The organism is Klebsiella sp. GN_Kp190, from assembly GCF_040061795.1.
GTDB classification, from domain to species: domain Bacteria; phylum Pseudomonadota; class Gammaproteobacteria; order Enterobacterales; family Enterobacteriaceae; genus Klebsiella; species Klebsiella michiganensis.
This window is the reverse complement of sequence record NZ_JBEAFN010000013.1, coordinates 46,458-71,676: the sequence shown is the minus strand read 5'-3', so window position 1 is coordinate 71,676 and position 25,219 is coordinate 46,458. Positions and strand designations below refer to the sequence as shown.

24 protein-coding genes are annotated in these 25,219 nt (G+C 57.2%); 10 read left to right on the top strand and 14 right to left on the bottom strand.

Annotation, left to right across the window (positions count from 1 at the left end; translation table 11 throughout):
- Window positions 1-123 precede the first annotated feature (123 nt).
- The 6 genes from ABLU67_RS10995 to opgB all read left to right on the top strand — a co-directional run bounded on the left by ABLU67_RS10995 (window position 124) and on the right by opgB (window position 5,861).
- Entirely contained in the window at window positions 124-900 is a 777-nt protein-coding gene (locus ABLU67_RS10995) for a threonine/serine exporter ThrE family protein (RefSeq protein WP_025106875.1), read from the top strand.
- Window positions 891-1,364 carry a threonine/serine exporter gene (locus ABLU67_RS10990; protein ID WP_004098364.1) on the top strand — a complete coding sequence of 158 codons (474 nt, stop codon included), beginning with the start codon at window positions 891-893 and terminating at the stop codon, window positions 1,362-1,364. The genes ABLU67_RS10995 and ABLU67_RS10990 overlap by 10 nt, the downstream gene beginning before the upstream one ends.
- 108 nt (window positions 1,365-1,472) lie before the next feature.
- The gene (gene dnaT / locus ABLU67_RS10985) at window positions 1,473-2,012 is read left to right on the top strand and encodes a primosomal protein DnaT (protein WP_032692989.1); all 540 of its coding nucleotides are present in this window, start codon (window positions 1,473-1,475) and stop codon (window positions 2,010-2,012) included.
- A gap of 2 nt (window positions 2,013-2,014) precedes the next feature.
- Window positions 2,015-2,752 (top strand): DNA replication protein DnaC, encoded by a 738-nt coding sequence (gene dnaC / locus ABLU67_RS10980; RefSeq protein WP_014227813.1) that lies wholly within the window; start codon window positions 2,015-2,017, stop codon window positions 2,750-2,752.
- 65 nt (window positions 2,753-2,817) lie between these two features.
- Window positions 2,818-3,312 carry a DUF2501 domain-containing protein gene (locus ABLU67_RS10975; protein WP_014227812.1) on the top strand — a complete coding sequence of 165 codons (495 nt, stop codon included), beginning with the start codon at window positions 2,818-2,820 and terminating at the stop codon, window positions 3,310-3,312.
- A 257-nt stretch (window positions 3,313-3,569) separates the two neighbouring features.
- Complete coding sequence (opgB, locus tag ABLU67_RS10970) at window positions 3,570-5,861, top strand: phosphatidylglycerol--membrane-oligosaccharide glycerophosphotransferase (protein ID WP_048262647.1); 2,292 nt, start codon at window positions 3,570-3,572, stop codon at window positions 5,859-5,861.
- A gap of 53 nt (window positions 5,862-5,914) precedes the next feature.
- Here the strand turns inward: opgB and ABLU67_RS10965 are convergent, their stop codons facing one another.
- The 10 genes from ABLU67_RS10965 to ABLU67_RS10920 form a co-directional block, all read right to left on the bottom strand.
- A complete protein-coding gene (locus ABLU67_RS10965; RefSeq protein ID WP_049083202.1) occupies window positions 5,915-6,865 on the bottom strand; it encodes an Rpn family recombination-promoting nuclease/putative transposase in 951 nt (316 codons plus the stop codon).
- A 139-nt stretch (window positions 6,866-7,004) separates the two neighbouring features.
- Window positions 7,005-8,015, bottom strand: a complete 1,011-nt coding sequence (locus ABLU67_RS10960; RefSeq protein WP_348852297.1) for an SIS domain-containing protein — start codon at window positions 8,013-8,015, stop codon at window positions 7,005-7,007.
- 17 nt (window positions 8,016-8,032) lie between these two features.
- Window positions 8,033-9,094 (bottom strand): SIS domain-containing protein, encoded by a 1,062-nt coding sequence (locus ABLU67_RS10955; protein WP_064358770.1) that lies wholly within the window; start codon window positions 9,092-9,094, stop codon window positions 8,033-8,035.
- Window positions 9,095-9,106: 12 nt separating this feature from the next.
- Entirely contained in the window at window positions 9,107-9,958 is an 852-nt protein-coding gene (locus ABLU67_RS10950; RefSeq protein WP_014227807.1) for a PTS system mannose/fructose/sorbose family transporter subunit IID, read from the bottom strand.
- Complete coding sequence (locus ABLU67_RS10945; RefSeq protein ID WP_064358769.1) at window positions 9,936-10,715, bottom strand: PTS mannose/fructose/sorbose/N-acetylgalactosamine transporter subunit IIC; 780 nt, start codon at window positions 10,713-10,715, stop codon at window positions 9,936-9,938. The genes ABLU67_RS10950 and ABLU67_RS10945 overlap by 23 nt, the downstream gene beginning before the upstream one ends.
- An 18-nt stretch (window positions 10,716-10,733) precedes the next feature.
- Window positions 10,734-11,204, bottom strand: a complete 471-nt coding sequence (locus ABLU67_RS10940) for a PTS sugar transporter subunit IIB (protein ID WP_064358768.1) — start codon at window positions 11,202-11,204, stop codon at window positions 10,734-10,736.
- Between the two features lie 14 nt (window positions 11,205-11,218).
- Window positions 11,219-11,641 carry a PTS sugar transporter subunit IIA gene (locus tag ABLU67_RS10935; protein WP_064358767.1) on the bottom strand — a complete coding sequence of 141 codons (423 nt, stop codon included), beginning with the start codon at window positions 11,639-11,641 and terminating at the stop codon, window positions 11,219-11,221.
- A 99-nt stretch (window positions 11,642-11,740) separates the two neighbouring features.
- Window positions 11,741-14,506 carry a sigma 54-interacting transcriptional regulator gene (locus ABLU67_RS10930; RefSeq protein WP_348852296.1) on the bottom strand — a complete coding sequence of 922 codons (2,766 nt, stop codon included), beginning with the start codon at window positions 14,504-14,506 and terminating at the stop codon, window positions 11,741-11,743.
- A 343-nt stretch (window positions 14,507-14,849) separates the two neighbouring features.
- The gene (locus ABLU67_RS10925; RefSeq protein ID WP_048262642.1) at window positions 14,850-16,295 is read right to left on the bottom strand and encodes a tagaturonate reductase; all 1,446 of its coding nucleotides are present in this window, start codon (window positions 16,293-16,295) and stop codon (window positions 14,850-14,852) included.
- Window positions 16,296-16,306: 11 nt separating this feature from the next.
- Window positions 16,307-17,329, bottom strand: coding sequence for a zinc-binding alcohol dehydrogenase family protein (locus ABLU67_RS10920; RefSeq protein WP_025106885.1), 1,023 nt, complete (start codon window positions 17,327-17,329; stop codon window positions 16,307-16,309).
- Window positions 17,330-17,468: 139 nt separating this feature from the next.
- Between ABLU67_RS10920 and ABLU67_RS10915 the strand changes: the two genes are divergently transcribed.
- Both ABLU67_RS10915 and ABLU67_RS10910 read left to right on the top strand, forming a co-directional pair.
- Entirely contained in the window at window positions 17,469-18,383 is a 915-nt protein-coding gene (locus ABLU67_RS10915; RefSeq protein ID WP_032747809.1) for a GntR family transcriptional regulator, read from the top strand.
- Window positions 18,384-18,562: 179 nt separating this feature from the next.
- Complete coding sequence (locus ABLU67_RS10910; protein WP_025106887.1) at window positions 18,563-19,924, top strand: MFS transporter; 1,362 nt, start codon at window positions 18,563-18,565, stop codon at window positions 19,922-19,924.
- 3 nt (window positions 19,925-19,927) lie between these two features.
- Here the strand turns inward: ABLU67_RS10910 and ABLU67_RS10905 are convergent, their stop codons facing one another.
- On the bottom strand, window positions 19,928-20,764 hold the full coding sequence (locus tag ABLU67_RS10905; RefSeq protein ID WP_348852295.1) for a GNAT family N-acetyltransferase: 837 nt from the start codon (window positions 20,762-20,764) through the stop codon (window positions 19,928-19,930).
- 32 nt (window positions 20,765-20,796) lie between these two features.
- Here ABLU67_RS10905 and ABLU67_RS10900 point away from each other — a divergent pair, with 32 nt between their 5' ends.
- Together ABLU67_RS10900 and ABLU67_RS10895 are read left to right on the top strand one after the other, a co-directional pair.
- The gene (locus ABLU67_RS10900) at window positions 20,797-21,330 is read left to right on the top strand and encodes a GNAT family N-acetyltransferase (protein ID WP_029946908.1); all 534 of its coding nucleotides are present in this window, start codon (window positions 20,797-20,799) and stop codon (window positions 21,328-21,330) included.
- 70 nt (window positions 21,331-21,400) lie between these two features.
- Window positions 21,401-22,264: a MurR/RpiR family transcriptional regulator gene (locus ABLU67_RS10895; protein ID WP_014227796.1), complete on the top strand. Its 864-nt coding sequence runs from the start codon at window positions 21,401-21,403 to the stop codon at window positions 22,262-22,264.
- On the opposite strand, the gene ABLU67_RS10890 is transcribed toward ABLU67_RS10895, so the two are convergent.
- From ABLU67_RS10890 to ABLU67_RS10880, 3 genes are read right to left on the bottom strand one after another with little or no spacing between them, the layout of a single operon-like run.
- Window positions 22,261-22,863: a 2-dehydro-3-deoxy-6-phosphogalactonate aldolase gene (locus ABLU67_RS10890; RefSeq protein WP_032747798.1), complete on the bottom strand. Its 603-nt coding sequence runs from the start codon at window positions 22,861-22,863 to the stop codon at window positions 22,261-22,263. The two genes, ABLU67_RS10895 and ABLU67_RS10890, sit on opposite strands and share 4 nt — an antisense overlap.
- Window positions 22,850-23,722, bottom strand: coding sequence for a 2-dehydro-3-deoxygalactonokinase (locus ABLU67_RS10885; RefSeq protein WP_128696661.1), 873 nt, complete (start codon window positions 23,720-23,722; stop codon window positions 22,850-22,852). Before ABLU67_RS10885 ends, ABLU67_RS10890 begins: the two co-directional genes overlap by 14 nt.
- Window positions 23,719-25,203 carry a sodium:solute symporter family protein gene (locus ABLU67_RS10880; protein WP_128696660.1) on the bottom strand — a complete coding sequence of 495 codons (1,485 nt, stop codon included), beginning with the start codon at window positions 25,201-25,203 and terminating at the stop codon, window positions 23,719-23,721. The genes ABLU67_RS10885 and ABLU67_RS10880 overlap by 4 nt, the downstream gene beginning before the upstream one ends.
- Between the last annotated feature and the right edge of the window lie 16 nt (window positions 25,204-25,219).

Here is a 25,219-nt window from a genome sequence, read left to right as displayed (position 1 = left end):
GGTTCCCGTAGAGCGGGTGGTTTTTTACACATTGTTTGATCCTGACCGCTCAGCTAAAACAAGACTTCAGGTAAAAGTAACGCCAGACACTACGGCAACGGGCATCACGGACAGCAGGTATTTATGCAAGCAGATCGGGCAACTCAGCGCGCTATCACGCGATTGTGTATTCAATGTGGTCTTTTCTTATTACAACACGGCGCGGAAAGCGCGCTGGTTGAGGAGCTCTCAACCCGTCTGGGTCTGGCCTTAGGGATGGATAGCGTGGAAAGCGCCATCTCTTCGAATGCGATTGTTCTCACCACCATTAAGGATGGGGAGTGTCTGACCTCAACGCGAAAAAACACCGATCGCGGCATCAATATGCACGTCGTCACGGAGGTTCAGCATATTGTGATTATGGCAGAGCATAAGCTGCTGGATTATAAGGATGTCGAAAAGCGATTCGCGCAAATCAAGCCGCTGCGCTATCCGCGCTGGCTGCTGGTTTTCATGGTCGGCCTCTCCTGCGCCTGCTTTTGCAAACTTAACAACGGCGGCTGGGACGGTGCGCTGGTCACCTTCTGCGCCAGTACGGTAGCCATGTATATTCGCCAGGTACTCACCCATCGTTCAATGCATCCGCAAATCAACTTTTGCCTTACCGCCTTCGTCGCAACGACTATCTCCGGGCTGATGCTGCGCCTGCCGGCTTTCGCCAGCACGCCAACGATCGCGATGGCCGCCAGCGTGCTGCTGCTGGTACCCGGTTTTCCGCTGATCAACGCCGTTGCCGACATGTTTAAGGGGCATATCAACACCGGTCTGGCGCGCTGGGCCATTGCCAGCCTGCTGACGCTCGCCACCTGTATCGGCGTGGTGATGGCGATGACGATGTGGGGACTACGCGGATGGGCATAATTTTCTATCTCTACGAACTGGCGCTGGATATGATGCTGGCAGCCATTCCCGCCGTCGGGTTCGCCATGGTGTTCAACGTCCCGCAGCGGGCGCTGCGCTGGTGCGCGCTGCTGGGCGCTATCGGCCACGGCTCGCGCATGGTCATGATGACGGCGGGTTTTAATATTGAGTGGGCGACGTTTATGGCGGCCCTGCTGGTTGGTAGCATCGGTATCCAGTGGTCCCGCTGGTATCTGGCGCACCCGAAGATTTTTACCGTAGCGGCGGTGATCCCGATGTTCCCCGGCATCTCCGCCTATACCGCGATGATTTCAGCGGTGAAAATCAGCCATTTCGGCTACTCGGAAGAGATGATGATTATGCTGCTGAGCAACTTTCTTAAGGCTTCATCGATCGTTGGCGCATTATCCATTGGCTTGTCTATCCCCGGGCTTTGGCTGTATCGCAAGCGTCCGCGCGTCTAGCTAATCGCGCCGCCGGGTCGCCCGCGGCGCTCCTTCCTGAGCGACCTCTATGCTACTATGTGTGCAGCTACCCCTCTCTTTTTAGTTGTTCAGAGTTGAGATTGATTTATGTCTTCACGAATATTAACTACCGATTTTAGCGGTCTGGATGACTTCATACAGGATCACGCAGCGGTACTGGCAAAATCGGCCAGCGGCGCCGTCGCCGTATTTGCCAACAACGCCCCCGCATTCTATGCGCTGACGCCGGAGCGTCTGGCGCAGCTGCTGGAGCTGGAAGCAAAACTCGCGCGTCCTAACAGCGATATTGCGCTGGACGCGCAGTTTTTTGACGAGCCGACGGCGACCCCCGTTGCGGTTCCGATGGGGAAATTTCCGATGTACGCCGACTGGCAGCCGGATGCGGATTTTCAGCGCCTGGCCGCGCTGTGGGGCATCGCCCTGAGCCAGCCCGTTACGCCGGAAGAGTTGGCGGCATTTGTCGCTTACTGGCAGGCTGAAGGTAAAGTCTTTCATCATGTCCAGTGGCAGCAGAAGCTGGCGCGCAGCGTACAGATTGGCCGGGCCAGCAACGGCGGCCAGCCGCGCCGGGACGTCAACGCGATTAGCGAACCTGATAATCACATTCCACGAGGATTCCGAGGATGAGCATGAAAAATGTCGGCGATTTAATGAAGCGCCTGCAAAAGATGATGCCAGCCCATGTCGAACCCGCGTTTAAGACAGGTGAGGAGCTGCTGGCATGGCAAAAAGAACAGGGCAAGCTGCGTTCTGAGGCGCTGGAACGCGAAAACCGGGCCATGAAAATGCAGCGAACCTTTAACCGCTCCGGCATCCGCCCGCTGCATCAAAACTGCTCGCTGGATAACTACCGGGTGGAGTGTGAAGGCCAGATGATTGCGCTGTCCCGAGCGCGCCAGTACGTCGAGGAGTTCGACGGCAATATCGCCAGCTTTATCTTCTCCGGCAAACCGGGTACCGGAAAAAACCATCTCGCCGCCGCTATCTGCAACGAACTGCTGCTTCGGGGTAAGTCGGTGTTGATCATCACCGTCGCCGATATCATGTCAGCGATGAAAGATACCTTTGGCAACCGGGAAACCAGCGAAGAGCAGCTGCTCACCGACCTGAGCAAGGTGGACCTGCTGGTGATTGACGAAATCGGCATGCAAACGGAATCACGCTACGAAAAAGTGATTATTAACCAGATCGTCGATCGCCGCTCTTCGTCAAAGCGCCCTACCGGTATGTTAACCAACAGCACCATGGACGAGATGAACAAGCTGCTCGGCGAGCGCGTGATGGACCGGATGCGGCTGGGCAATAGCCTGTGGGTTAACTTCAACTGGGACAGCTACCGCGATCGCGTAACCGGAAAAGAGTATTAAGATATTTCTGAACCCCGCCGGCGTTATAATCAGGGGATTATTCAGTCACGGCGAAGAGTACGTCTATGAAATCTGCAAAAACGTTGTTCCGCACGGCAATGGTGGCCGGCGCTTTATTGACCTTTGGCGCGCACGCCACCTCCTGGCAGGATTCGCTCTCCAGCGCCGCTAACCAGCTCAGCAGTCAGAGCGGAAGCCAGCAAAGCGGCGGTATGTCCCTCTCTTCGCTGACCGGTTTGCTCAACGGCGGCAGCCAGTCGTTGACTTCCAGCAGCATGAATAATGCCGCCGGGATTATGTCTTACTGCGCGAAACAGAAGCTGGCTTCGGTTACCAATACCGAAAACGTTAAAAATCAGGTTCTGGATAAGCTGGGTCTCAGCACGCCGGAAAAACAAAAAGAGGACACCAGCTATCTTGAGGGCCTTCAGGGCTTGCTGACCAGTAAAGACGGCCAGCAGCTGAATCTGAACACCCTTGGCAGCAGCCCGCTGGCGGAAAAAGTGAAAACCAAAGCCTGCGATCTGGTCTTAAAACAGGGCGTGAGCTTCCTCTCCTGATTTCATCCTCTTAATGCCGCGTTTGGCGCGTTACCCCGGCCTGCGCGGCGGCAACGTCTGTTTTTTAACATCTTTCCCCCAAATCCCCTGGCTGACTGGATGTGAGGCAGTTCAAAAACGGCGATTTCTAAACCAATTCTGAACCACAGCACAAATTCATGACGATACAATTGCGGCAATATTGCGCTGCAATTACAGTGTAGCGTGAAAAAAGATCTATCTGGCCAGCCGACAGCTGGCGTGAATGAGGATGAGCTGTGTCAGAGTTGTTATCCATCGCCCTGTTTCTTGCTTCGGTGATGATTTACGCATTAAAAGCCGGTCGTAATACCTGGTGGTTCGCCGCCACCCTCACGGTGCTGGGCCTGTTCGTTGTTCTGAATATTACCCTCTACGCCAGCAATTACTTCACCGGCGACGGTATCAATGACGCGGTACTTTATACGTTGACCAACAGCCTGACGGGCGCCGGCGTGGGCAAATATATTCTGCCGGGCGTGGGGCTGGTCGTCGCGCTGGTCGCGGTATTTGGCGCACTCGGCTGGGTGCTCCGCCGTCGCCGGCATCATCCTCATCACTTTGGTTACAGCCTGGTGGCGCTGGTTCTGGCGCTGGCGTCAGTGGATGCCAGCCCCGCCTTCCGCCAGATTAGCGAGTTGGTTAAATCCCAGTCCCGCGATGGCGATCCTGACTTTGCGGCTTACTACAAAGAGCCGTCAAAAAGCATCGCCAACCCGAAACTGAACCTGGTGTACATTTACGGCGAAAGCCTTGAGCGCACTTATTTTGATAACGATGCGTTCCCGAACCTGGCCCCAGAGCTCGGCAAACTGAAAAGCGAGGGGCTGGACTTTAGCAACACCGCCCAGCTCCCCGGTACCGACTACACGATTGCCGGAATGGTCGCCTCCCAGTGCGGGATCCCGCTGTTTGCGCCGTTTGAAGGCAACGCCTCGGCCTCGGTTTCCAGCTTTTTCCCGCAGAATATCTGCCTTGGAGATATCCTGAAAAACTCGGGTTATGAGAACTACTTTGTGCAGGGCGCTAATCTGCGCTTCGCCGGAAAAGACGTTTTCCTTAAATCTCACGGCTTCGATCATCTGTACGGCGCGGAAGAGCTAAAAACCACGGTCGCCGATCCGACCTATCGTAACGACTGGGGGTTCTACGATGATACGGTTCTTGATGAAACCTGGAAAAAATTCGAAGCGCTTTCGCAGTCAGGAAAACGCTTTTCGCTGTTTGCGCTGACGGTCGATACCCATCATCCGGATGGCTTTATCTCCCGCACCTGCCAGCGTAAAAGCTACGATATGGACGGTAAAAAGAATCTTTCGTTCAGCGCCGTCTCCTGTAGTCAGGAGCATATCGCGGCGTTAATCGAGAAGATTAAAGCTTCGCCGTGGTTCAAAAATACGGTCATCGTGGTGTCATCCGATCACCTGGCAATGAAAAACAGCGCCTGGGACTATCTGAATAAGCAGGATCGCAGCAACCTGTTTTTCGTTCTGCGCGGCGATGAGCCCCAGCAGGATACGCTGGCCATCAAGCGTAATACCATGGATAACGGCGCGACGGTGCTCGATATCCTCGGCGGCGATAACTTTATTGGCCTTGGCCGCAGCAGCCTTTCCGGCGAGTCGCTCTCCGCCGTGTTCCTCAATATGAAAGAGAAGGTGCTGGCGTGGAAGCCGGATATCATCCGCCTGTGGAATTTCCCCAAAGAGATGAAGAATTTCACCGTGGATTCACAGAAGAATATGATCTCCTTCTCCGGCAGCCATTTCCGCCTGCCGCTGCTGCTGCGTATCTCCGATAAGCGCGTTGAGCCGCTGCCGGAAAGCGAATACTCCGCGCCGCTGCGCTTCCAGCTGGCCGATTTCGCGCCGCGCGATAACTTCGTCTGGGTCGACCGCTGCTACAAGATGGGTCAGCTGTGGTCGCCGGAAGTGGCGCTCTCTACCGACTGGTGCGTCTCGCAGGGCCAACTGGGGGGCGAACAGAAAGTCCAGCGCGTCGATAAAGCCCAGTGGCAAGGTAAAACCGCGTTCAAAGATACCCTTATCGACATGGAGCGTTATAAAGGCAACGTCGATACGCTGAAGATCGTCGATAACGATATTCGCTATAAAGCCGACAGCTTCCTGTTTAACGTCGCCGGCGCGCCGGAAGAGGTGAAGCAGTTCAGCGGCATCTCCCGACCGGAAACCTGGGGGCGCTGGTCTAATGCCCAGCTCGGCAGTGAAGTGAAAATTGAATATAAAGAGCCGCTGCCGGAGAAATTCGATCTGGTGATTACCGCCAAAGCCTACGGGCCGAATGCCAATAAGCCGATTCCGGTACGGGTGGGCAACAGCGAACAAACGCTAACGCTGGCCAATGATGTCACCACCACTACCCTGCATTTCGATAATCCGTCGCGCAGCAGTACGTTGACGATTGCGCCGCCGGACCCGCAGTCCACGAACGAGGGCAATATTCTCGGCCACTCTCCCCGTCAGCTGGGCATCGGCATGGTTGAAATCAAAGTGGTGAAAAGCGAAGGATAAGCCATCGTGCCCGGCGGCTTTTTGCGCCGGGCCGTGGTGACGGTGGGTGGAAATTAGCCATGCAGCGGCTTTAGCTCATCCGCCGACAGTCCGGTAATCCGCTGTACCGTCTCGGTATCTAAACCGTTCTGCAGCATACTGCCGGCAATGCGCAGCGCTTCCCGCCGGCTCCCTTCCTGCAGGCCTTCCTGTATCCCTTCCCGCCTCCCCTCCTGGCGACCTTCTTGCCTTCCCTCTTGCCGACCTTCCTGCTTGAGCTTTTGAGCGATAGACATCAACCTCTCCTCATAGTGTGGCAGACGGCGGGCCAACCGGCGGAGAAACACGCTCGGATCGGCGCTATTGCCGTACTGCAGCATATAATGAAACAGCACTCTTAACTGCCTGCGGTTAGTGTATCCCAGCATCACCAGGGTCGCCAACGACTCCGTAATCCCGCTGAGATCGCGCTGACGAATATGCTTTTGCATCAGCTCCAGCAGAGCGACCCGCCGGTGCTGAACGATTTCATCGTCCGGCATCACCGTTACGTCAACCAGCGGAAACGGGCAGGCGTACAGCGTCCTCGCCATCTGCGGGTCGGCAAATTCGTCCAGCCAGTTCAGGGAAAAGGGATAAGGACTGGTCGCGCCGTGATAAAAAAGCATCGGCACTACCAGCGGCAGCGTTTTGTGCCCGGCGTCGAGGTGCCGCTGCATCGCGGCAATCGCATAGCGCATCAGGCGAAAAGCCATATGGTTATCCGGCGAACTCTGGTGCTCTATCACCACATACACATATCCCAGGCCGCAGGGGGTTTGTACCGACCACAGTACGTCCGAATACCAGGCGCGCAGATCTTCATCAATAAAGCTCGCCGGCTCCAGCCGTAGGGTAGAAAAATCACACCGCTGGCGGATCGCTTCCGGCAGGTGCAGCGTGAGAAAATCATTCGCCGTCTCCGGGTGGCGAAGAAATCGCTTAAAGACCGCATCGTGCGGCGTTGAGGTCATCCGTTTTTTCATGGCCGTCCGCTTGCCTGAAAGAGAAGGAAAGCCGGACTCTACCATCGGTTTTTACTTCGTTGGTTTTGGCGATGATTTTATGGGAAGCGCCTCGGAGAATCGCGCAGCGGCCAGCCCGGCTGGCCGCCATCAGCAAAGCTTAGTAATCAAACTGACGATAGTAACGGCGGATATTAAGGTCGTGCCCGGTATGGTGTTCAAAATGGGCCGCCAGCCTGTCCACCAGCAGGGTGGAAACCACGCACGGCGCCATAATCCAGCGGAAAGCCTCATCAATGCCGTTCAGCGGATAGTCGCGCGGGTCAATCACCACCAGATGGTCGGTGATCTTCTCAGCGAAGCGCTCAACGCGCTCATCCAGCGCCCGGCATTTACCCTCGCCTTTGACCAGGAACAGCGGGACCTCTTTTTCCAGCAGCTCCAGGGTGCCGTGGAAAAACTCGGCTGAACTCACCGATTTGGTCCGCTTCCACTGCATCTCTTCGAGAATACACATTGAGAACAGATAGACCTCACCCCACATTTCCGCCCCGCCGATCCACATCATATAGTCGCAGCCGTGATACTGAGCGGCGATTTTATCCGCCTGCGGATCGAACTGGCGTTTGGCCTGCAGAAGATTCTCCGGCAGCAATTCCAGCTGGCGTGCAAAACGATCGTAATTCGCGAAATCACCGTGACGATAAATGACGCGGAAGAATAACCAGTAGAGCAGCATATATTCATATTCCACGCCGTTCTTGTGGCACATCGGAATATGCCAGCTCGCCGCCTCGGCTAATGGCGAATCGGCATTACGGGTAATGGCCACCACGCGAATCCCCTGCGCTTTGCACCATTCGGCAATGGCTACTGACTCTTTGGTATCGCCGGACTTGGATAGCGTAACCACCACCGCATCTTTATTTAATTTTTTATGTCCGCGATGAATTAATTCCGCCGCCTGCTCAAGGTAAACCGGCACGCTGGTTAATTCTTTTGCAAACTCATTTATTGCCATCATCGGCGCCAAAGAACCGCCCACCGAGGCGAAAAATAAGGCGCTACAGCCGCTCTGATAAATATCATCGGCAACGGTTTCCGCCTGTTTGCGCGCAGCGATGATCTCGCGAGCACTGATCAGATACTCGTCCTGATTAAAACCCAACATAGTTTTCTCCTGAATAATCAGATTTTACTTTTTAAGACGCGATCAAAATCGTCAAAAATACGTTTAGCCAGATCGATACCTTTCAGGCCGGCGGTATGCCAGGCCAGCATCTGGACGGGAACAATCAGCAGCAGCGGCGCCAGGTGATGTTCACACGGGCAGCTTAGCGCCAGCGTCTGCGCATCCTCTTCGTCGCTCAGCGTCAGCGTAAAGGCGCGGGCAATGGACGGCGCCATATAATCCCGCAGCGCCCGGCTCCGCGCATCCGGCGCATCTTCAATAAACAGCATCACATGGCGGGCATTGGCTTCCAGATAGGGGCCGTGCATATAGGCCTCAAGTTCAAAACCGCTGGAAGGCACGCGTACCGTTTCGGTAAATTTGGTTTCGAACTCCTTCGCGACGCCCACCAGCGCGCCATAGCCGGTGGCGACGAAGCGCTCGCCGCCCCGCAGCGCTTCGCCATGCCTGTCGATAAACCGCGAGGTGCGGTCAATGACATCCGGGATCGCCGCCGCCAGCCGCTGCAGTTCGGCAAGATAGCGCTGCTCCTCGGCCTCGCTGGCTTTCCCCTGGGCACGGGCAATCATCAGCGCTATCAGCAGCAAATTCAGCACCGTCGCGCTAAACCCGCGGGTGACAAACCCCACGCTCTCGATACCGGTATTGATATCCAGTATCCCGTCGCAGGCCCGGGCGATCGGGCTTTGCGGATCGGAGGTCAGCGCAAAAACCGGCAGGCTCAATGCCTGCACCTTACGCATCGCCGCCAGCGTCGAGGCGCTTTTACCGCTCTGCGAAATCGCCACCACCAGATCGGTATGCGGATCGACCGCCTCGTAGTGCGTAAAGTTGTACGGCTCTTTAATCTCAACCAGGACGCCGAAGCGCTGCTCAAAGAAATAGCGCGCGCACAGGGCGGCGTTCAGCGACGAGCCGGTCGCCAACAGCAGAATGCGGCGCACCGGGTGCTGGCAGGCAAAGGTCTCAATCGCCGCCAGCTTTTGCCGGTAGTCGCGCAGGATCTGCGTCAGACAGGCCGACTCTTCGCTGATATAGGTCATCATCGTTGGTACCATTTTCGACTCCCGTTAAAATAAACCTATCCACGACCCCAGAATGCCCACCAGCGCCATTCCGCCGATAATAGAAAGCGGTTTAACCTTGCGCCCCAGCAGCCAGTAAACGATGCCAAAACTCACCAGCGGCAGCATGCAGGGCAGGATGTCGTTGATAATGTCCTGCACCTGGGTTTTCGCCTCTCCGGCGCCGAATGAGAGGGGGATGGTGATATCAATCATTGAGGCGGTCATCGCCCCGACCACCATCAGGCCGATAATCGACGCGCCGTAGGTCAGGCTCTCCATCATTCCGCTCTTCTGGATCCGCTGCAGTACCCCGGTGCCCAGCACATAGCCCCAGCGGGTAAAGAACCAGCGCACCAGGATGTGCGGCACGTTGAACACCAGTAGAAACAGAATGGGACCGAGAATGTTGCCCTTTAGCGCCAGGCTGGTGCCGATGCCGGTAGCGATCAGGCGCAGCGTGCCCCAGAAAAAGGAGTCCCCCAGCCCGGCCAGCGGCCCCATCAGCGACGCTTTGACGTTATCAATCGCGTTGGCGTCCATGTTCTTCTGCTGGCTATTCTTCTCCTCCATCGCCGTGGTGATCCCCAGCAGCAGGGTGACGATATGCGGCGTGGTATTGAAGAACACCAGATGCCGTTTCAACGCCCCGGCCAGCTCCTCTTTGCGCGGATAGAGCTTTTTCAGCACCGGAATCAGCGCGTAAACAAAGGCGAGATTCATCTGCCGCTCATAGTTCCACGAAAACTCCATCTGGAAGGAGCGCCAGAATACCCGGCGTAGATCGCGCGGCGTGATACGGGCCTCTTCCTGCGCCTGCGGTTGCAGAGTTTCTTCAGAAATCATCTTCGTCGTCATCGCTGACTCCTTGTTCTGTCGTCGTACGAGGTGAGCTCTGCGCGGTGACGTTAACCATCACCACCGCCACGATAGCGCCGAGAATAGCGATGCCGGTCACCGGGATTTTCAGGTAGGCCATCAGCACAAAGCCGAGGAAAAAGTACGGCGCGACTTTCTTATTAATCAGCAGCCTGGCGAGCATTGCGAAGCCGAGTGCCGGAATAATGCCGGTAGCGACGCTGAGCCCGTGTTTGATAAATTCCGGGATGGTATCGAGCAGGGATTTCACCGCATTGCTGCCGACCAGGAATGAAATGGTCACCACCGTGGCGAGCATCAGCGACAGCCCGAGGCCGGCAATCAGATGCATGCGCTCAATGCCGCCCGTATCCGCCCGCTCCGCGTAGCCGTCAGCCTTCTGGCTGAGCATCGGGATAAACATCCCCAGATAGACGTTTTTCAGGATCAGCGTCAGGGTGGCGATGGGCAGGCCAAGCAGCAGCGCCGTTTCCGTTCCCGCGCCGGAGGTAATGGCGAACGCCACGCCGAGAATACCGCCGGTTACCACATCAGGCGGGATCGATGCGCCGACGGAGAAAGAGCCGATAAACGCCAGCTCGAGCGTCGCGCCCATGATGACGCCGGTCTGTACATCCCCCAGCACCAGCCCGGTCAGCAGCCCGGTGACGATAGGCCGCGAAATCAGCGACGTCCCCAGGGCATATTCCGATTGCGCGATAAACGCCACCAGACCCAGTAAGAGAGCCTCTACCATAATCTGTCCTCCGCGGAGTTAAACGCATTGCGCAAAAAGCTGTTTGCGATCGTTAGGGACCTGGCGGATCTCAACTTCGACGCCTTTCCCGACCAGCTGCTGCAGTTGTTCAATTTCTTCCGGCAGTAAATTAATCGCCTTAGAAATATTTTTACTGCCCTCTTTGGCTTTTATTCCGCCGAGATTAATACTTTTTATCCCCTCGACGGTGCTGGCAATACGCCAGGCGTCATTGACCGATTCCACGACGATAAAAAGATGATATTTATCCGTCACGCCGCTTTTTATCGATTCGATAGCATCGTTAATATTTTTAATCACCAGTTTTACCGAAGGCGGTTTAGCAAGCTTAATTGTGGTTTTCCGCAGCTCATCTTCAGGGACATTATCGTTGGCGATTAAAATGCAATCTGCGCCGACATACTGGGTCCAGGAAAAGGCCACCTGGCCGTGTAGTAATCGATGGTCAACCCTTAATAGCGTAATCATGGTGTTCCCTCATTTCAGAAGTCTTTATCAATAGTCATCGCACTGGCAATCGTCTGATTACAGTACTGAATGCTCTCTTTGGCGCTTGTTAATGCTTCAGAAATTAATTTATCGGTATTTTCTTCGCCTGCGGAAATAAGTAAATCAATAATCAGCGGCAGGTTTAAACCGGACAATAAATGAAAATTAGGGCGCGATAAAAAACGCACAAACTCATTATTGACGCTACCGGCGAAAATATCCGTAATGACAATCAGCTCATCCTGGGCGGGGAAACGCGCCAGCAGCGTCTCCACCTGCTGCGTCAGATCGTCCTCCTCTTCGACATAGGCGCAGAGAGTATGAATATCCGGCTGCTTACCGAGGATCAGCTCCACGGAGTTCAGCAAACCGTTAGCAAAGGTGCCATGGCTGGCAAAAATATAGTGTCGTTTCATCCTTACCTCGAAAGCGCATTCCACTGCTTTCTTAATTGCAACCGGCGTGCCAGAAACAGTGGCGTGCCGGTTAGCGCAAGGACGAACCGATGACGAGTCTTAAAACTCTTGATCTTCCTGAATAAATTCCGTTTCTCGCGTCAGGATATCGTGAATGTAATACAGCTCAACGGCGGGGATTTTGACACTATATCCGTTCTCAATGACACTAAAGGCCTCGCGCAGAATAACCAGCTCGCTCTCCGGACACTGTTTGCCGGAATAATGGGATGGCGAAGCGTTACGGATCAGGCGCTCTATCAGACAGCTGATATGCACGTACAGCGCCACCTTGCGATCGTTAGGCACATCGCAGCCGGCCAGATGCTCATAGCGCAGTAAAAACTGCTCGACCTGATTGATCACTTTACCGGTATCGAGGATCGTCACCGACTCGATCACCCGGCGCAGCGAGAAATTTTTCAGGATCAGGTTATTGATCTCGCTGACCTGCTCAGCGGAGGCCAGTTCGCCGAAGATACGCATCAGCGGGCGGCTTCCTTCGCCGGAAATCAGCGAATCCAGCGAGATCCACGGCAGATCGGCGAGATGCGGATCGAGGGTGCCGACGATCGCCAGCACCTCATAGCGGCTGAGCATCGGCGCCCGCCGCGCGGGATCGGCGAGGGTTTCCACATCGCATGCCACAATATCGATGCCGAGCGTCTCAGGAATGCTGGCTTTTAACAGCGCCGACAGATTCGCCGCCGCCCCCAGACCGGTGGCGCAGGTTGTAAGAATCGCCCGCGGTTTGTCCGTTTGCGGGTAATAGAGCTGATGCTCAACCGCGAGGTCATCGCCTATCTCCCGGACGATATCTTCCAGCATATCGCCCTGCAAAACCCGCTCCCCGACGTACATCGCCATCCTGGTCGAGACGTTATTAATAATCGCCATCGGCGTGGACAGCCGGCGGTTGAAGTGGCTGTGAATGGCGTTCAGCGATCCCATATCGACCAGGATGATCAGCCCGGAGGCCAGCGCGTGGCTCTCAATCCAGGCCATCACCTGATCGGCGATAGCCTCCGGCGTCACGTCGAGCGGCATATCGAATGACTCAAACAGCTGGCTTTTCAGCAACCGATTCGCCACGTTGGCGATGCTGCTGGCGGTGGCGTAACCGTGGGCGAGGATAACCGCCCGGGTCACCTGCTGCTGACTGATAGCGCCGTTTTTCTGTAACCACAGCACCAGCAGCAGCAGGTCAATGCGTCGGGGTTCAATATCCAGCTTCAGCGCCAGCGCGGAGAGGATCTCTTCACAAAAGCGATAAAGCAGCGGGTATTTCTGCGCCAGGAAATCCTCCAGCTGGCGGCTTTTCTCATTGCTCATCGTCGACTGCGCCTGGCGAGAACGATGAATCAGGTAGTGGCTCAGGGCGTAGATACAGTTGCCGTTAAACTGAATATTGAAGCGCTTTTCAAGGCGATAAAACTCCTCCCGCACCTGATGGGTTATCAGCAGCAGCAGATGCGAGCTGTTGGCATCATGATTATCGAAAACCAGCCGATCGAAGAGGGTTTCCATCTCCTCGCCCATGCTTTTTTGCGCCTCTTCCCAGATCGTTTTTTTACTCAGCACCGCCTCATACAGCGCGAGAACGCGGCACTGAGCATCATAGATCAGCCCCTGAACCGGGTCGCGCGCGCGCAGCAGCCAGACCAGGCTGGTCTGCGGTTCAATAAGCAGCGGCTCCTGCTGGCCCATCGGTTCGCTAAGCGCCGGCGTCGCGGCCATGATATTTTCCGGCAGATCGTGCAGCGTGACGTTTAGCCTCTCGCTGCCCGGAGACCTGGCCCACGCCGACGCGACGGCGTACTTGACGACATTCTTCAGCTCACCGACGTTGCCGCGATAAACGTAGTGCGTCAGCACCTGTAAAAGCCGGGGCGTCAGCTGCAGCCGGGCGGACAGCGTGCGGGCCTCCTGCCAGAAAAACTGCAGCGTTAACGCTTCTTTCTCGCCGCGGCTGCGGTTTTGTAAATCAGGCAGGCTAATGAGGATCGGAATACGACGAATAAAGGTGGTCAGAAACGTGCTGTGAATATCTTCGGTGGTGGCAAACACCAGCCGCAGCGAAATCGGCATCCCCTGCGCCGTCTCTCCCACCCGATAGATCTCTTTGCGGTCCAGCCAGGTGAAGAGCTTCTCCTGGCCCTGCGCATCGAGGCGGTGGACCTCATCGAGAAACAGCACGCCGCCGTTTGCCGCTTCAAACGCCCCGGCCTTATCGCCCTGCGCGCCGGTAAACGCGCCTTTGACGTAGCCAAACAGGTTGGCGGCCAGCAGCTCCGGGTTGCTGGCGTACTGGGCGCAGTTGAAGCAGACAAAGGGCGCATCGGGCGCCAGCAGTCCCTGGGCGATAGCAAACTCATGCATCAGCTCCGCCATATAGCTTTTGCCGGTTCCGCTGTCGCCGACGATCAGCAGCGGCAGCCCGCCGTTGGGATAAAACAGCGCGGTTTTCATCTGTTCGATAGGCTTGCGCAGGCTACCGTCATGGCCGGTAAGCAATGAAAAATGATCCGCCTGTTCCGGCTGCCGATCGCTCTCCGCGAGCAGCTCCGCCATGCTGGCGTACTCGCTGCGGGAAAGGGGGAAAAACTGCTGGCAGAAGGCGGCCTTATGCAGGAAATAGACCGGGCGGGTATTAATCTTCACCAGCACATCCTGGGCCACCAGCTGATTCAGATAGTGGCTGGCGGTATTTCTTTGCATGGCAAAACGCCGGGCCAGGTAGCCGGCGGTGAAGACCTCGCTCAGGTTCTCCGGATCAAAAAAATCGGTCTGATTTTGCAGAAAAGCCAACAGTTCCGTTTTACGCATCGCATCCCCCATCAATGCCATCATAGGTACTTAGAGCCTCTTCCAGTAGGCGTTATTGGCGCAGGCAGTTTGAACACGGCCAGCGCGGAAGAACCGGAGCGTACACGTAGTACGTGAGGATTATTCGCTACGCTCCCCCTCCAGGCCGCCCTGAGGGCGTTCAAAACTCTGCGAGTTTTGTCTGAGCACTGCCCAGGTTCAAAATGGCAAGCAAAATAGCCCTAATGGGATAGGCTCTTATGATGCGGGAAATCCACCAACCGTTGGCGCTTAATTCATTATTTGCGGTTCAGAGCACAAAAAAAACGGCGCCCAAATCCGCGGGCGCCGCACAACAAACCGACTACAGCCGCCTCAGGGCCTCCCGCATCCCCGCGCTCAAAATGACTTCCAGATACCGCGTGACCTGTTCGGCAAACCCCGGTATTGCCGTCAGATCTTCACCCCAGTGCCCGGTATCCTGCAGGACTTCGGTGACCAGTTCATGCAGCGGGCGGCCTTGCGCCACCTGCGCCCATCCTGCGGCAAAACGGCTTAGCCAGACATCATCATCCTGCAGCGGATACGCCTGCCCGTCGCGCTGCCCGCGATAGAAGGCGATGAGCGCCGCCAGGGCGAACGTTAGCCTCGGCGGGATTGCGCCGTGCTGGCGGATATGCGTCAGCAGCTGCGGCAGGATCCGGGTGCGAAATTTGGTCATGCCGTTCAGGGCGATAGAGAGCAGCTGATGGCGAATCCAGGGATTAAGAAAGCGCCCGGTCACGGCATCGGCAAACTGCCTCAGCTCATCGGCCGGTAAATCCAGCGCCGGAATAATCTCCTCGTCGATAGTTTGCTGCACATAATGGCGAATGGCTTCGTCCTGCATCGCTTCGCCAACGGTATCGACGCCGCACAGCCACGCCACCGGCACCAGCGCGGTGTGCGCGCCGTTAAGAATGGCGACTTTGCGCTCTTTATAGGGCCGGATATCCTCTACGAGACGGATATTGAGCGGGTAACGTTCGAGCCGCAGCGTCTTCGCCAGCGCCTGCGGCCCCTGGATAACGAACAGCCAGAAGTATTCGGCGGTATCCAGGAAAGCATCATGGTAGCCCAGCTCCGCTTCGAGCTTTTCCGCTTCCTCGCGCGGGTAGCCGGTGACGATGCGATCAACCAGCGTTGAACAAAACGTATTGGCGGTCTCAACCCAGTCGCGAAAAGCCGCGGGCAATTGCCACTCTTCGGCATAGCGCAGCACCAGCGCCTTCAGCGCTTCGCCGTTGTAGTCGATCAGCTCACACGGAATCATCGTCCATCCCTTATCCGCTGCGCCGTTGAAATGGCGGAACCGTTCGAACAGCAGCTGGGTCAGCTTCGCCGGAAAGCTGACCGGCGGCTTATCGTCAGGCCGGTCTCCGGCGTGATAGCTGATGCCCGCTTCGGTGGTATTTGAAAATACGAACGCGATCGCCGGATTACGAGCCAGCGCCAGATAGCCGGCAAAATCCTGCCACGGGTTGATCTCGTTATTCACCGATCGAATAATCCGCGCCTCGCTCACCGCCTCGCCGCGTTCGTCCAGCCCGCGGATCGCCGTGGTGTAGAGTCCGTCCTGGATATTAAGCGACGGCGGAAACTCGGTGTTGATCGGGCGAATGATGGTCACGCCTGCCGCCAGATCGGTTTGCTCATTCAGCAGGTCCAGCTGCCAGTCGATAAACGCCCGCAGGAAGTTGCCTTCGCCGAACTGAATCACGCGCGTCGGGTACCGCGGCCCGGGAAAATCTTTTCTGTTTAACGATTTCATAGCCTTTCCTGCTAAAAATGAATGACGCCTTTGATAAGCTGGCGATTGTTAATCACGTCGTTTTCGTAAATCTCAGCCAGCGACCTGAAATCGTAGCGGTGGGTCAGCATCATCCCGGCGGTGACTTTCCCCTCGGCCATCAGCCGCCCGACTTTGGCAAAATCCTCTTCCGTCGCATTACGGCTGCCCATCATGGTCGTCTCTTTCTTATGAAACTCCGGGTCCGGGATCTGCAGCTCACCTTTAAACAGGCCAACAAAGATGATGCTGCCGCCGTGGCGGATTAAATTCACCGTATTGTTCATCGCCTGCTGATTCCCCGTGGCGTCGATCACCTTCTGCGCCAGCGAACCACCAAACGCGGCACACAGCCGTTCGGTGAACTGCGGGTCGGAAGGGTCGAGCGTGGCCAGACCAAGGTGCTGCGCCACGTGGTCGCGCCGCGCCGGGCTGGTATCCGCCACCACCACCTGCGCCCCGTCGGCTTTGGCGATCGCCGCCGCCCCGAGACCAATGGGGCCCGCGCCGACCACCAGCACCTGCTCTCCCGGCTGGATAGCGGCGCGACGCACCGCGTGGGCGCTGATAGCAAAAGGCTCAATCAGCGCCGCGGCTTCCGGCTCGACGTCATCCACCACCAGCAGATTTTTTACCGGCACGCAGAGGTACTCGCTAAACCCGCCGTCCCGATGTACGCCGATCACGGAAATTTTCTCGCAGCAGTTTGTCCGGCCGCTCAGGCAGGCCGGACACTGACCGCAGGCGACGTAGGGTATGACGGCAACCTGCTGTCCGCTTTTCAGATTAAGAATATTTTTACCCAGACCGATAATCTCACCGCATATTTCATGACCTAGTACGCGCGGATAGCTAAAAAAAGGTTGATTCCCTCCCCAGGCATGAATATCCGTACCACAAATCCCCACCGTTTTTATTTTAATAAGCACTTCATCATCGCCGGGAATGGGAATCTGGCGTTTTTCCCAGCGCAATATTTTGGGTTCCTGACACACTAATGTATTCATCGACGTCATAATAATTTCCTCCGTATTTGTTTGTTTAGATATCGATGAAAAACAGAGGTGAGAATAAATTCATTGCAAAAATTGTGAAATCTCACGCACAAAACTGTTTTAAATCCGGCTTTAATAGCTAAAAAAATGGAGATGCATAATGAGCCGCTCGCAAAACCTTCGTCACAACGTCATTAACCAGGTCATTAACGATATGGCGCGCGGCTTTCTTCCGTCGCCGCTGCCCTCACAAAGCGCGCTGGCGGAGATGTACAACATCAGCCGCACCACCGTGCGCCATATCCTCAGCCACCTGTGCGAGCGCGGCGTGCTGCGCCAGCGCGGTCAGGACTACCAGATCCTTCGCCAGCCGGAGATGCAGGACGGCTTCGATGGCTCCAGCGCCTCGCTGGCCGAACAGAACCGTCTCTTCGAGCAGGCGTTTTACACCATGATTAACCAGCGCCAGCTGCGCGCCGGAGAGATATTTTCCGAGCTACAGCTGGCGCGTGCTGCTGGCGTCAGCCCGGTCGTGGTCAGGGAGTTTTTGTTGAAATTCAGCCGCTACAACCTGATTGAAAGCGAAAAGCGCGGCCAGTGGAATATGAAGAAGTTTGAGCAATCCTGGGCCGAGCAGCTGTTCGAACTGCGGGAAATGCTGGAAACCCACGCGCTACAGCACTTCCTCAACCTCCCGGACAACGACGCCCGCTGGCTGCAGGCGAAAACCCTGCTTGAGCGCCATCGCGCCCTGCGTGACAGCATCGGCGACAGCTTTCGTATGTTTTCCCAGCTCGATCGCGACTTTCATTCTCTGCTCCTGTCCGCGGCTGAGAATATATTTTTTAATCAATCACTTGAGATTATTTCCGTGATTTTTCACTTTCACTATCAGTGGGATGAGAGCGACCTTAAACAGCGCAATATCATCGCCATTGATGAACATATGACTATCCTGAGCGCGCTCATCTGCCGCAGCGATCTGGACGCCAACCTGGCGCTGCGTAACCACCTGAACTCGGCGAAGCAATCAATGATTAACTCGCTCAGGCAGAGCGAATCCCTGGCTTATTAAGTACCGATTAAAAACAGAAAATGATAATCAGCAGCACAGATCTCAAAACATAAACCAGCGCCAGAAAAAAGGTTATTTATGCTGAAAACAAGTCGACTTACTTTACTGTGAAATAGGTGGGTGGGGTTTAAACCATTCGATGTCACTTGTCGTTCAAATAGAATAACCAGGAGTCAGGCGTGGAATCACGAAATATCACTATCGACCCGCAGACAACCTTTGATAAAGGAAAGGCGGAGACGATGACTGTTCCGTTAGATAATACGTTAACGCGTAGTACTCGCATTAAAAAAATTCAGACAACGGCAATGATCCTGTTATTTCTGGCGGCGGTGATTAATTACCTCGACAGAAGTTCATTGTCCGTCGCGAACTTAACGATTCGCGAGGAGCTGGGGCTCAGCGCCACCGAAATCGGGGCGCTGCTGTCCGTTTTCTCGCTGGCCTACGGCATCGCCCAGCTCCCCTGCGGGCCGCTGCTGGACCGTAAAGGTCCGCGCATCATGCTGGGGCTGGGGATGTTTTTCTGGTCGCTGTTTCAGGCGGTCTCGGGGATGGTACACAGCTTTACCCAGTTCGTGCTGGTGCGTATCGGCATGGGGATCGGCGAAGCGCCGATGAACCCCTGCGGCGTCAAGGTGATCAACGACTGGTTTAATATCAAAGAGCGCGGCCGCCCGATGGGCTTCTTTAACGCCGCCTCGACCATTGGCGTCGCGATCAGCCCGCCGATCCTTGCCGCCATGATGCTGATGATGGGCTGGCGCGGGATGTTTATCACCATCGGCGTGCTGGGGATCTTCGTCGCTATCGGCTGGTATATGCTCTATCGCAACCGGGAAGATATCTCTCTCACCGCCGACGAGCAGGCCTACCTTAACGCCGGAAGCGTCAACGTTCGCCGCGACCCGCTGAGCTTTTCCGAATGGCGCAGCCTGTTTAAAAACAAAACCATGTGGGGAATGATGCTGGGCTTCAGCGGCATCAACTATACCGCGTGGCTGTATCTGGCCTGGCTGCCGGGCTACCTGCAAACGGCGTATAGCCTCGATCTGAAAAGTACCGGTTTTATGGCCGCCATTCCGTTCCTGTTCGGCGCCGCCGGTATGCTTATCAACGGCTACGTCACCGACTGGCTGGTTAAAGGCGGCATGGCGCCGATCAAAAGCCGTAAAATTTGCATTATTGCCGGGATGTTCTGCTCCGCCGCGTTTACGTTAATTGTGCCGCAGGCCACTACCTCTATCGCTGCGGTGCTGTTAATCGGTATGGCGCTGTTCTGCATCCACTTTGCCGGCACCTCCTGCTGGGGGTTGATTCACGTCGCGGTGGCCTCGAGAATGACCGCGTCCGTCGGCAGCATCCAGAACTTCGCCAGCTTTATCTGCGCCTCCTTCGCGCCGGTGGTGACCGGGTTTATCGTCGATACCACCCACTCATTCCAGCTGGCGCTGATTATCTGCGGCTGCGTGACCGCCCTCGGCGCGCTGGCCTATATTTTCCTGGTTCGTCAGCCGATTAGCGACCCGCGTAACGGCTGAATCTCAACGCCCTGCTGGCGGCGGGGCGCTCAACGTTGCGCTCATTTCATACTGTTTTAATGCCATGGGCGTATAGCCGGCGGCGTGAAACAGCGGCGTAAAGCGCTCCGGGATGGTCACCGAGGTCCCGAGCCCCGGAAAGCGTTTGGCGAGCGCCATCAGCATTTCCCGTCCCAGCCCGCGCCCGCGGGCGGCGGGATCGACCCATAAAAACTGCAGCTGCGGCCTGCTGGTTAAGGTCGCCAGCACGGCGAAAGCCTGTTGATGTAGGCTCAGCGCCCGGCACGGCAGGGTGCTGAAGGTGAGCGGGTCCATCAGCCACGGCAGCTGGCCGTTAATCTCGGCGCCGGCCCTGCGCGTCAGCGCCAGCACGTCATACTCCTGCAATACGGATGACTCCTCGCTCGCGGCCTGCGCGCTCAGATAGCCGCACAGCCCGTGCCGCACCTCGAAGCCCAGCGATTGATACAGCGCCACCGCGGCGTGGTTGTCGCGGATAACCTCCAGCCATATCCGCCGTACGCCCTGCTCGCGCAGCGCGTCGATAAGCGGCGTCATCAGCCGGCGGCCAACGCCCTTTCCGCGATAGGCAGACCGCACCGCGAACGCCGCCAGCCTGGCTTCATCGCCGCGGCGGGCGACGACCGCCATCGCCGCGGGGACATCTCCATCCAGCCAGACGCAGGAATCCAGCAGGCTCAGCCCTTCGGCGCTAAAACGCTGGACAAAAACCTCTACCGATAGCGTGACGGGAACCAGGTAATCTTCGAAACAGTCGCAAAGGATCGTCGTCAGCTGCGCGACGCTGAACTGGGTGGCGGAAACGGCGGTAAGCTCCATACATTTCTCCCGGAGGCTGCTATGCTGAGGTGATGAAAACTAACACTATAACCGCCGCCGCGACGTTACGCCTGACTGAGGAGAGAGACATCCCTCTTCTGCCCGCCATTGAGCGCTCGGCGGCCCAGGCTTTTCGCCAGATCCCGGCGCTGGCCTGGCTGGCGGAAAGCGAAGTGATAAGCCCCGAGCGCCACCGGCTGTTTCTTGAAACTGACCATAGCCTGCTGGCCGTGGCCGATGACCAACCGATAGGCTTCCTGCTAAGCGAACCGCTGGACGATGCGCTGTTTATCGTGGAGATCGCCGTTCATCAGGCGTGGCAGGGACGAGGCGTTGGCCGCATGATGCTGGAGCAGGTCATTGAGACAGCCCGCCAGGCGGCGTATCCGGCGGTCACGCTCACCACCTTCCGCGACGTGCCGTGGAACGCGCCGTTTTACACGCGCCTGGGGTTTTCAATGTTAAGCGAGCTAAGGCTACCGGCAGGGCTGGCGGCGAAAAGGGAGCTGGAAACGGAACACGGCCTGCCGCCGGAAACGCGCTGCGCCATGCGCTTAGCGCTGTAGCCTCCGGCACTGATTTCAGCGGCGGAATATGGTACAAAGTACCATTCAAAACTTACCCGTTGATACCCGTATGTCCTGGTCAATCGATATCATTTCCTGCATTACCGATCGCTTTGTGGAACTCACGGCGACCGAAAAACGCATCGCGCAGTTTATTCTCGATGATGTCGCGGCGGCGGCGGAGCTGCCCATCGCGGAGATGGCGCGCCTGACCCACACCAGCCAGGCCTCGGTCACCCGCTTTGCCCGGGCGCTCGGCTGCAAAGACGTCCGCGAACTGAAGATGAAGCTCGCGCAATCCCTGGCGGTCGGGCAGCGATTTATCCTCGATGTTCCGGACCTTGAGGGCGTGCAGGGGATCTACGAGTCGATCATCGGCGTGCTGGAAACCAACCGCCGGGCGCTGGACATTGAAGCGCTGAAGCGCGCGGTGAGCTGGCTGAGCGACGCGCGGCAGATCCTGGCCCTCGGGATGGGCGGCGGCTCCACCATCTGCGCCCAGGAGATCCAGTACCGTCTGTTTCGCCTCGGCCTGCCGGTGGTCAGCCAGAACGACGGTCTGCTGGTGCGCATGATGAGCTCGGCGGTCACGCCAAAGGATGTGGTTATCGTGCTGTCCTTAGGCGGCTATACCCAGGAAATCATTGAAAGCGCGGCGATTGCCAGGCAGTACGGCGCAAAGGTCATTGCCATCACCCCCGCCGGAACGCCGCTGGCGGAGCAGGCGGATCTGGTGCTGCCGCTGCTGGTGCGCGAAAACGACTATATCTTCAAGCCCAGCACTTCACGCTATGCGATGCTGGCGATGGTTGACGTGCTGGCCACCGAACTGGCGATGGCCAACAAAACCCAGGCAAAAGGCAGGCTGCGCCGGATTAAGCTGGCGCTCGACAGCCATCGCGGCGGCGTCGACAGGCAGCCGCTGGGCGATTAACCGCTGCGGGCGGCGGCGATAAACCTCTCCGCCTGCTGACGGGTACGCTCCACGGCCTGCCCGGCGCGATACAGATCGCTTCCCAGACCGGCGCCGGCGCATCCCGCCTCGACCCAGCTCGCCAGATTCTCCGGCGTCACGCCGCCGACCGCCAGCACCGGCACCTCCGGCGGCAGCACCGCTTTCAGCGCCCGAATATAGTCCGGGCCGAAGGTGGAAGACGGGAAAATCTTCAGCCACTGCGCCCCGGCGTCCAGCGCGCTAAACGCCTCGGTCGCGGTAGCGCATCCTGCGCAGACCCGCATTCCGCGCGCCACCGCCCGGCGGATGGTCGCCGGCTGAGTATTCGGCGTCACGATAAGCTTCGCCCCGGCATCGGCCAGAAAATCGACCTGCTCCACCTTAAGCACCGTTCCCGCGCCAATCACCGCCTGCTCGCCGAAGCGCGCGGCCATCTGCGGAATGCTCTGCTGCCAGTCCGGTGAATTGAGCGGAATTTCGATATAGCGAAATCCCGCCTTTATCAGCGTCTCAATATGCTCCGCCGCCTCAGCGGGGCGAATACCGCGTAAAATCGCTACCAGTTTAATCTTGTCCATGCATTATCCTCGCCATGCCGCCCAGCAGCGCCTCATCGCCGTTACAGCTGTTAACCGTCATTCCGCGCGCCCTCATCGCCCGGCTGTAGCGGGCATTCAGCGCCGGGTCGCCAACCAGCGTGACGCCGGAGGTACGGTAACGCTGCCCGAGGGTCGCCACCTCCGCGCCAATCAGCAGCCCGGAGAGATAGTCGCTGACCGAGGTTGCCGCCAGCGCCCCGAGTACCCGGGCGGCTCTGGCAACAAACAGTTCGCTAATCAGCGACGGCTGCGCCAGCCCTTTTTCCAGCCCCTGTTCAAAGGCCGCCTCGTCCGCCTGCTGGGCCGGCAGCCCTTTGCCGATAAGCGATTGCGTCATCAGCAGATGGTGCAGTTCGCCGGTCATCGCCGTGGTAAAATGACGCACCATGCCGTCCGTCACCTGTACCCATTTGCAGTGGGTGCCCGGCAGCACGTAGCACTCCGCCGGCGCCAGCTCCATAGCCCCCAGCAGCTGCGTCTCTTCGCCGCGCATCACGTTGAACTCCCCGCCCTGGGCAATCTTGAGCCCGGGAATAATCCACACGCCTTCAGCCACGGCGCATCGCTGCTGCCCCGGCGCGTCGATCGCCGCCGGGCAGGCCACATACGGCACCGCTTGCCAGCCCGCATCGCTGCCGATCATCCCGGCCATCAGCACCGGCAGCATTTCGGCGCCGCGCCAGGGGGCCACATGCTCCGCGAATACGTCGGCGGGCGATCGTCCGTTCAGGCGGGTGATGCCCAGCGGCAGCTGCTTCGTCCCGACGCACTGGCCGTTGCGAATCAGCCAGCCGCGCAGCTGGGTAGAGCCCCAGTCGACGGCAATATAGTCCTTCATGGTGCTTCTCCCGAGGCCTGCACCGCCGTCTTCGCCGGGATCGCCTGCCCTTCCCGCTCTTGCGTAATCATTTCCAGCGCCTGCTGACGGCTGATTTTGCTGGCTGGCGTCATGACGGTGACAAAAATGGCGGAAACGAAGCTGCCGACGACCGACGGTATGCACGGATTGCCCCAGTAAGCCAGCCAGTCGGCTTTCATCAGAACCACAATCGACACCAGCATGCCGCTCAGCAGCGCGGTGAGCGCGCCCTGCCAGTTAAAGCGCAGCCAGAAGCGGCCCAGAATTGAACAGACGAACAGCCCGGACATCAGCATGGAGATCATTTTGGTGATATAGCTGATGATATCGTTCGAGGTCAGGGCGAAGATCATCGCCAGGCCGATAACGAACGCCAGCATCCAGCGGGAGAGCGTTATCGCCTTATGCGCCGGCGGCATTTTTCCGGTAACGAGGGTGTAGACATCGCGCATCATGATGGCCACGGCGGCTATCGCATCGGAGCTGGCCGAAGACATGGTGGCGGAAAGCCCGGCAATCAGCACCACCAGACCCAGTATCGCCGGCAGGAAGCTGGTGGCGAACAGGAAGGCGTAGTTGCTGTTCTCAAGATGGGGGTTCATGGTCCATGCCGCCATGCCGATAATCGCCGGCAGCACCGAGAAAAACAGATACAGCACGCCGGTATAGACAAACGAGCGGCGCACTGAAGAGACATCTTTCCCCGAATAAATACGCTGGCGATAGGAAGGGGTCGCCAGCACGCCGACGCCGATGACCATCGCCAGCGATAGCGCCGGAATGACGCCCAGCTTATCGACCGCGAACAGGCTCATCGCCCTGGGATCCATCGCCTGTACGATGGCATCCCATCCCCCGACGTGAACCACCGCCAGAATCGCCATCAGGATAAAGCCGAAAAAGAGAATTAATGCCTGAATGGTATCCGTCCATACCACCGCAGAATAACCGCCGATGATGACGTAAATCGCAAAGGCCAGGGCAATAATAATTTTGGCCACCGTCAGATTTATCCCCGTCGCCCAGGATAAATACATGCTGCCGCCAAGAATATGCGCCCCCAGCCAGCCAATCGAGGCAACAAATATCATTATGCCAACGATATTTTTAATTAAATGGCTGCCGCCCGTATAATAAGAGAGCTCTTCGCTCATGGTCATAAAGCGCAGTTTACGCACCGGGGCAAACAGCCAGGCCACCAGTAAAATACCGATGGCTCCGCCCACGCCGTAGAGCATTCCGGCCCAGCCGTTGCTGTAGCCGAAGCCTACGGCGCCCATGCTTGAACCGGTCCCCACCATGGTCGCCACGGTGGAGCCCAGCGTCAGGAACAGCGGTAAGGAACGGCCGCCGAGTAAAAAATCTTCACCGCTTTTTTGATTACGCGACACGTACCAGCCAAGCCAAATCATGGCCAACGCGTAAATAATAAAGCCGACTAAAAAGATATGACTATTCATTATTCACATCCTGCCA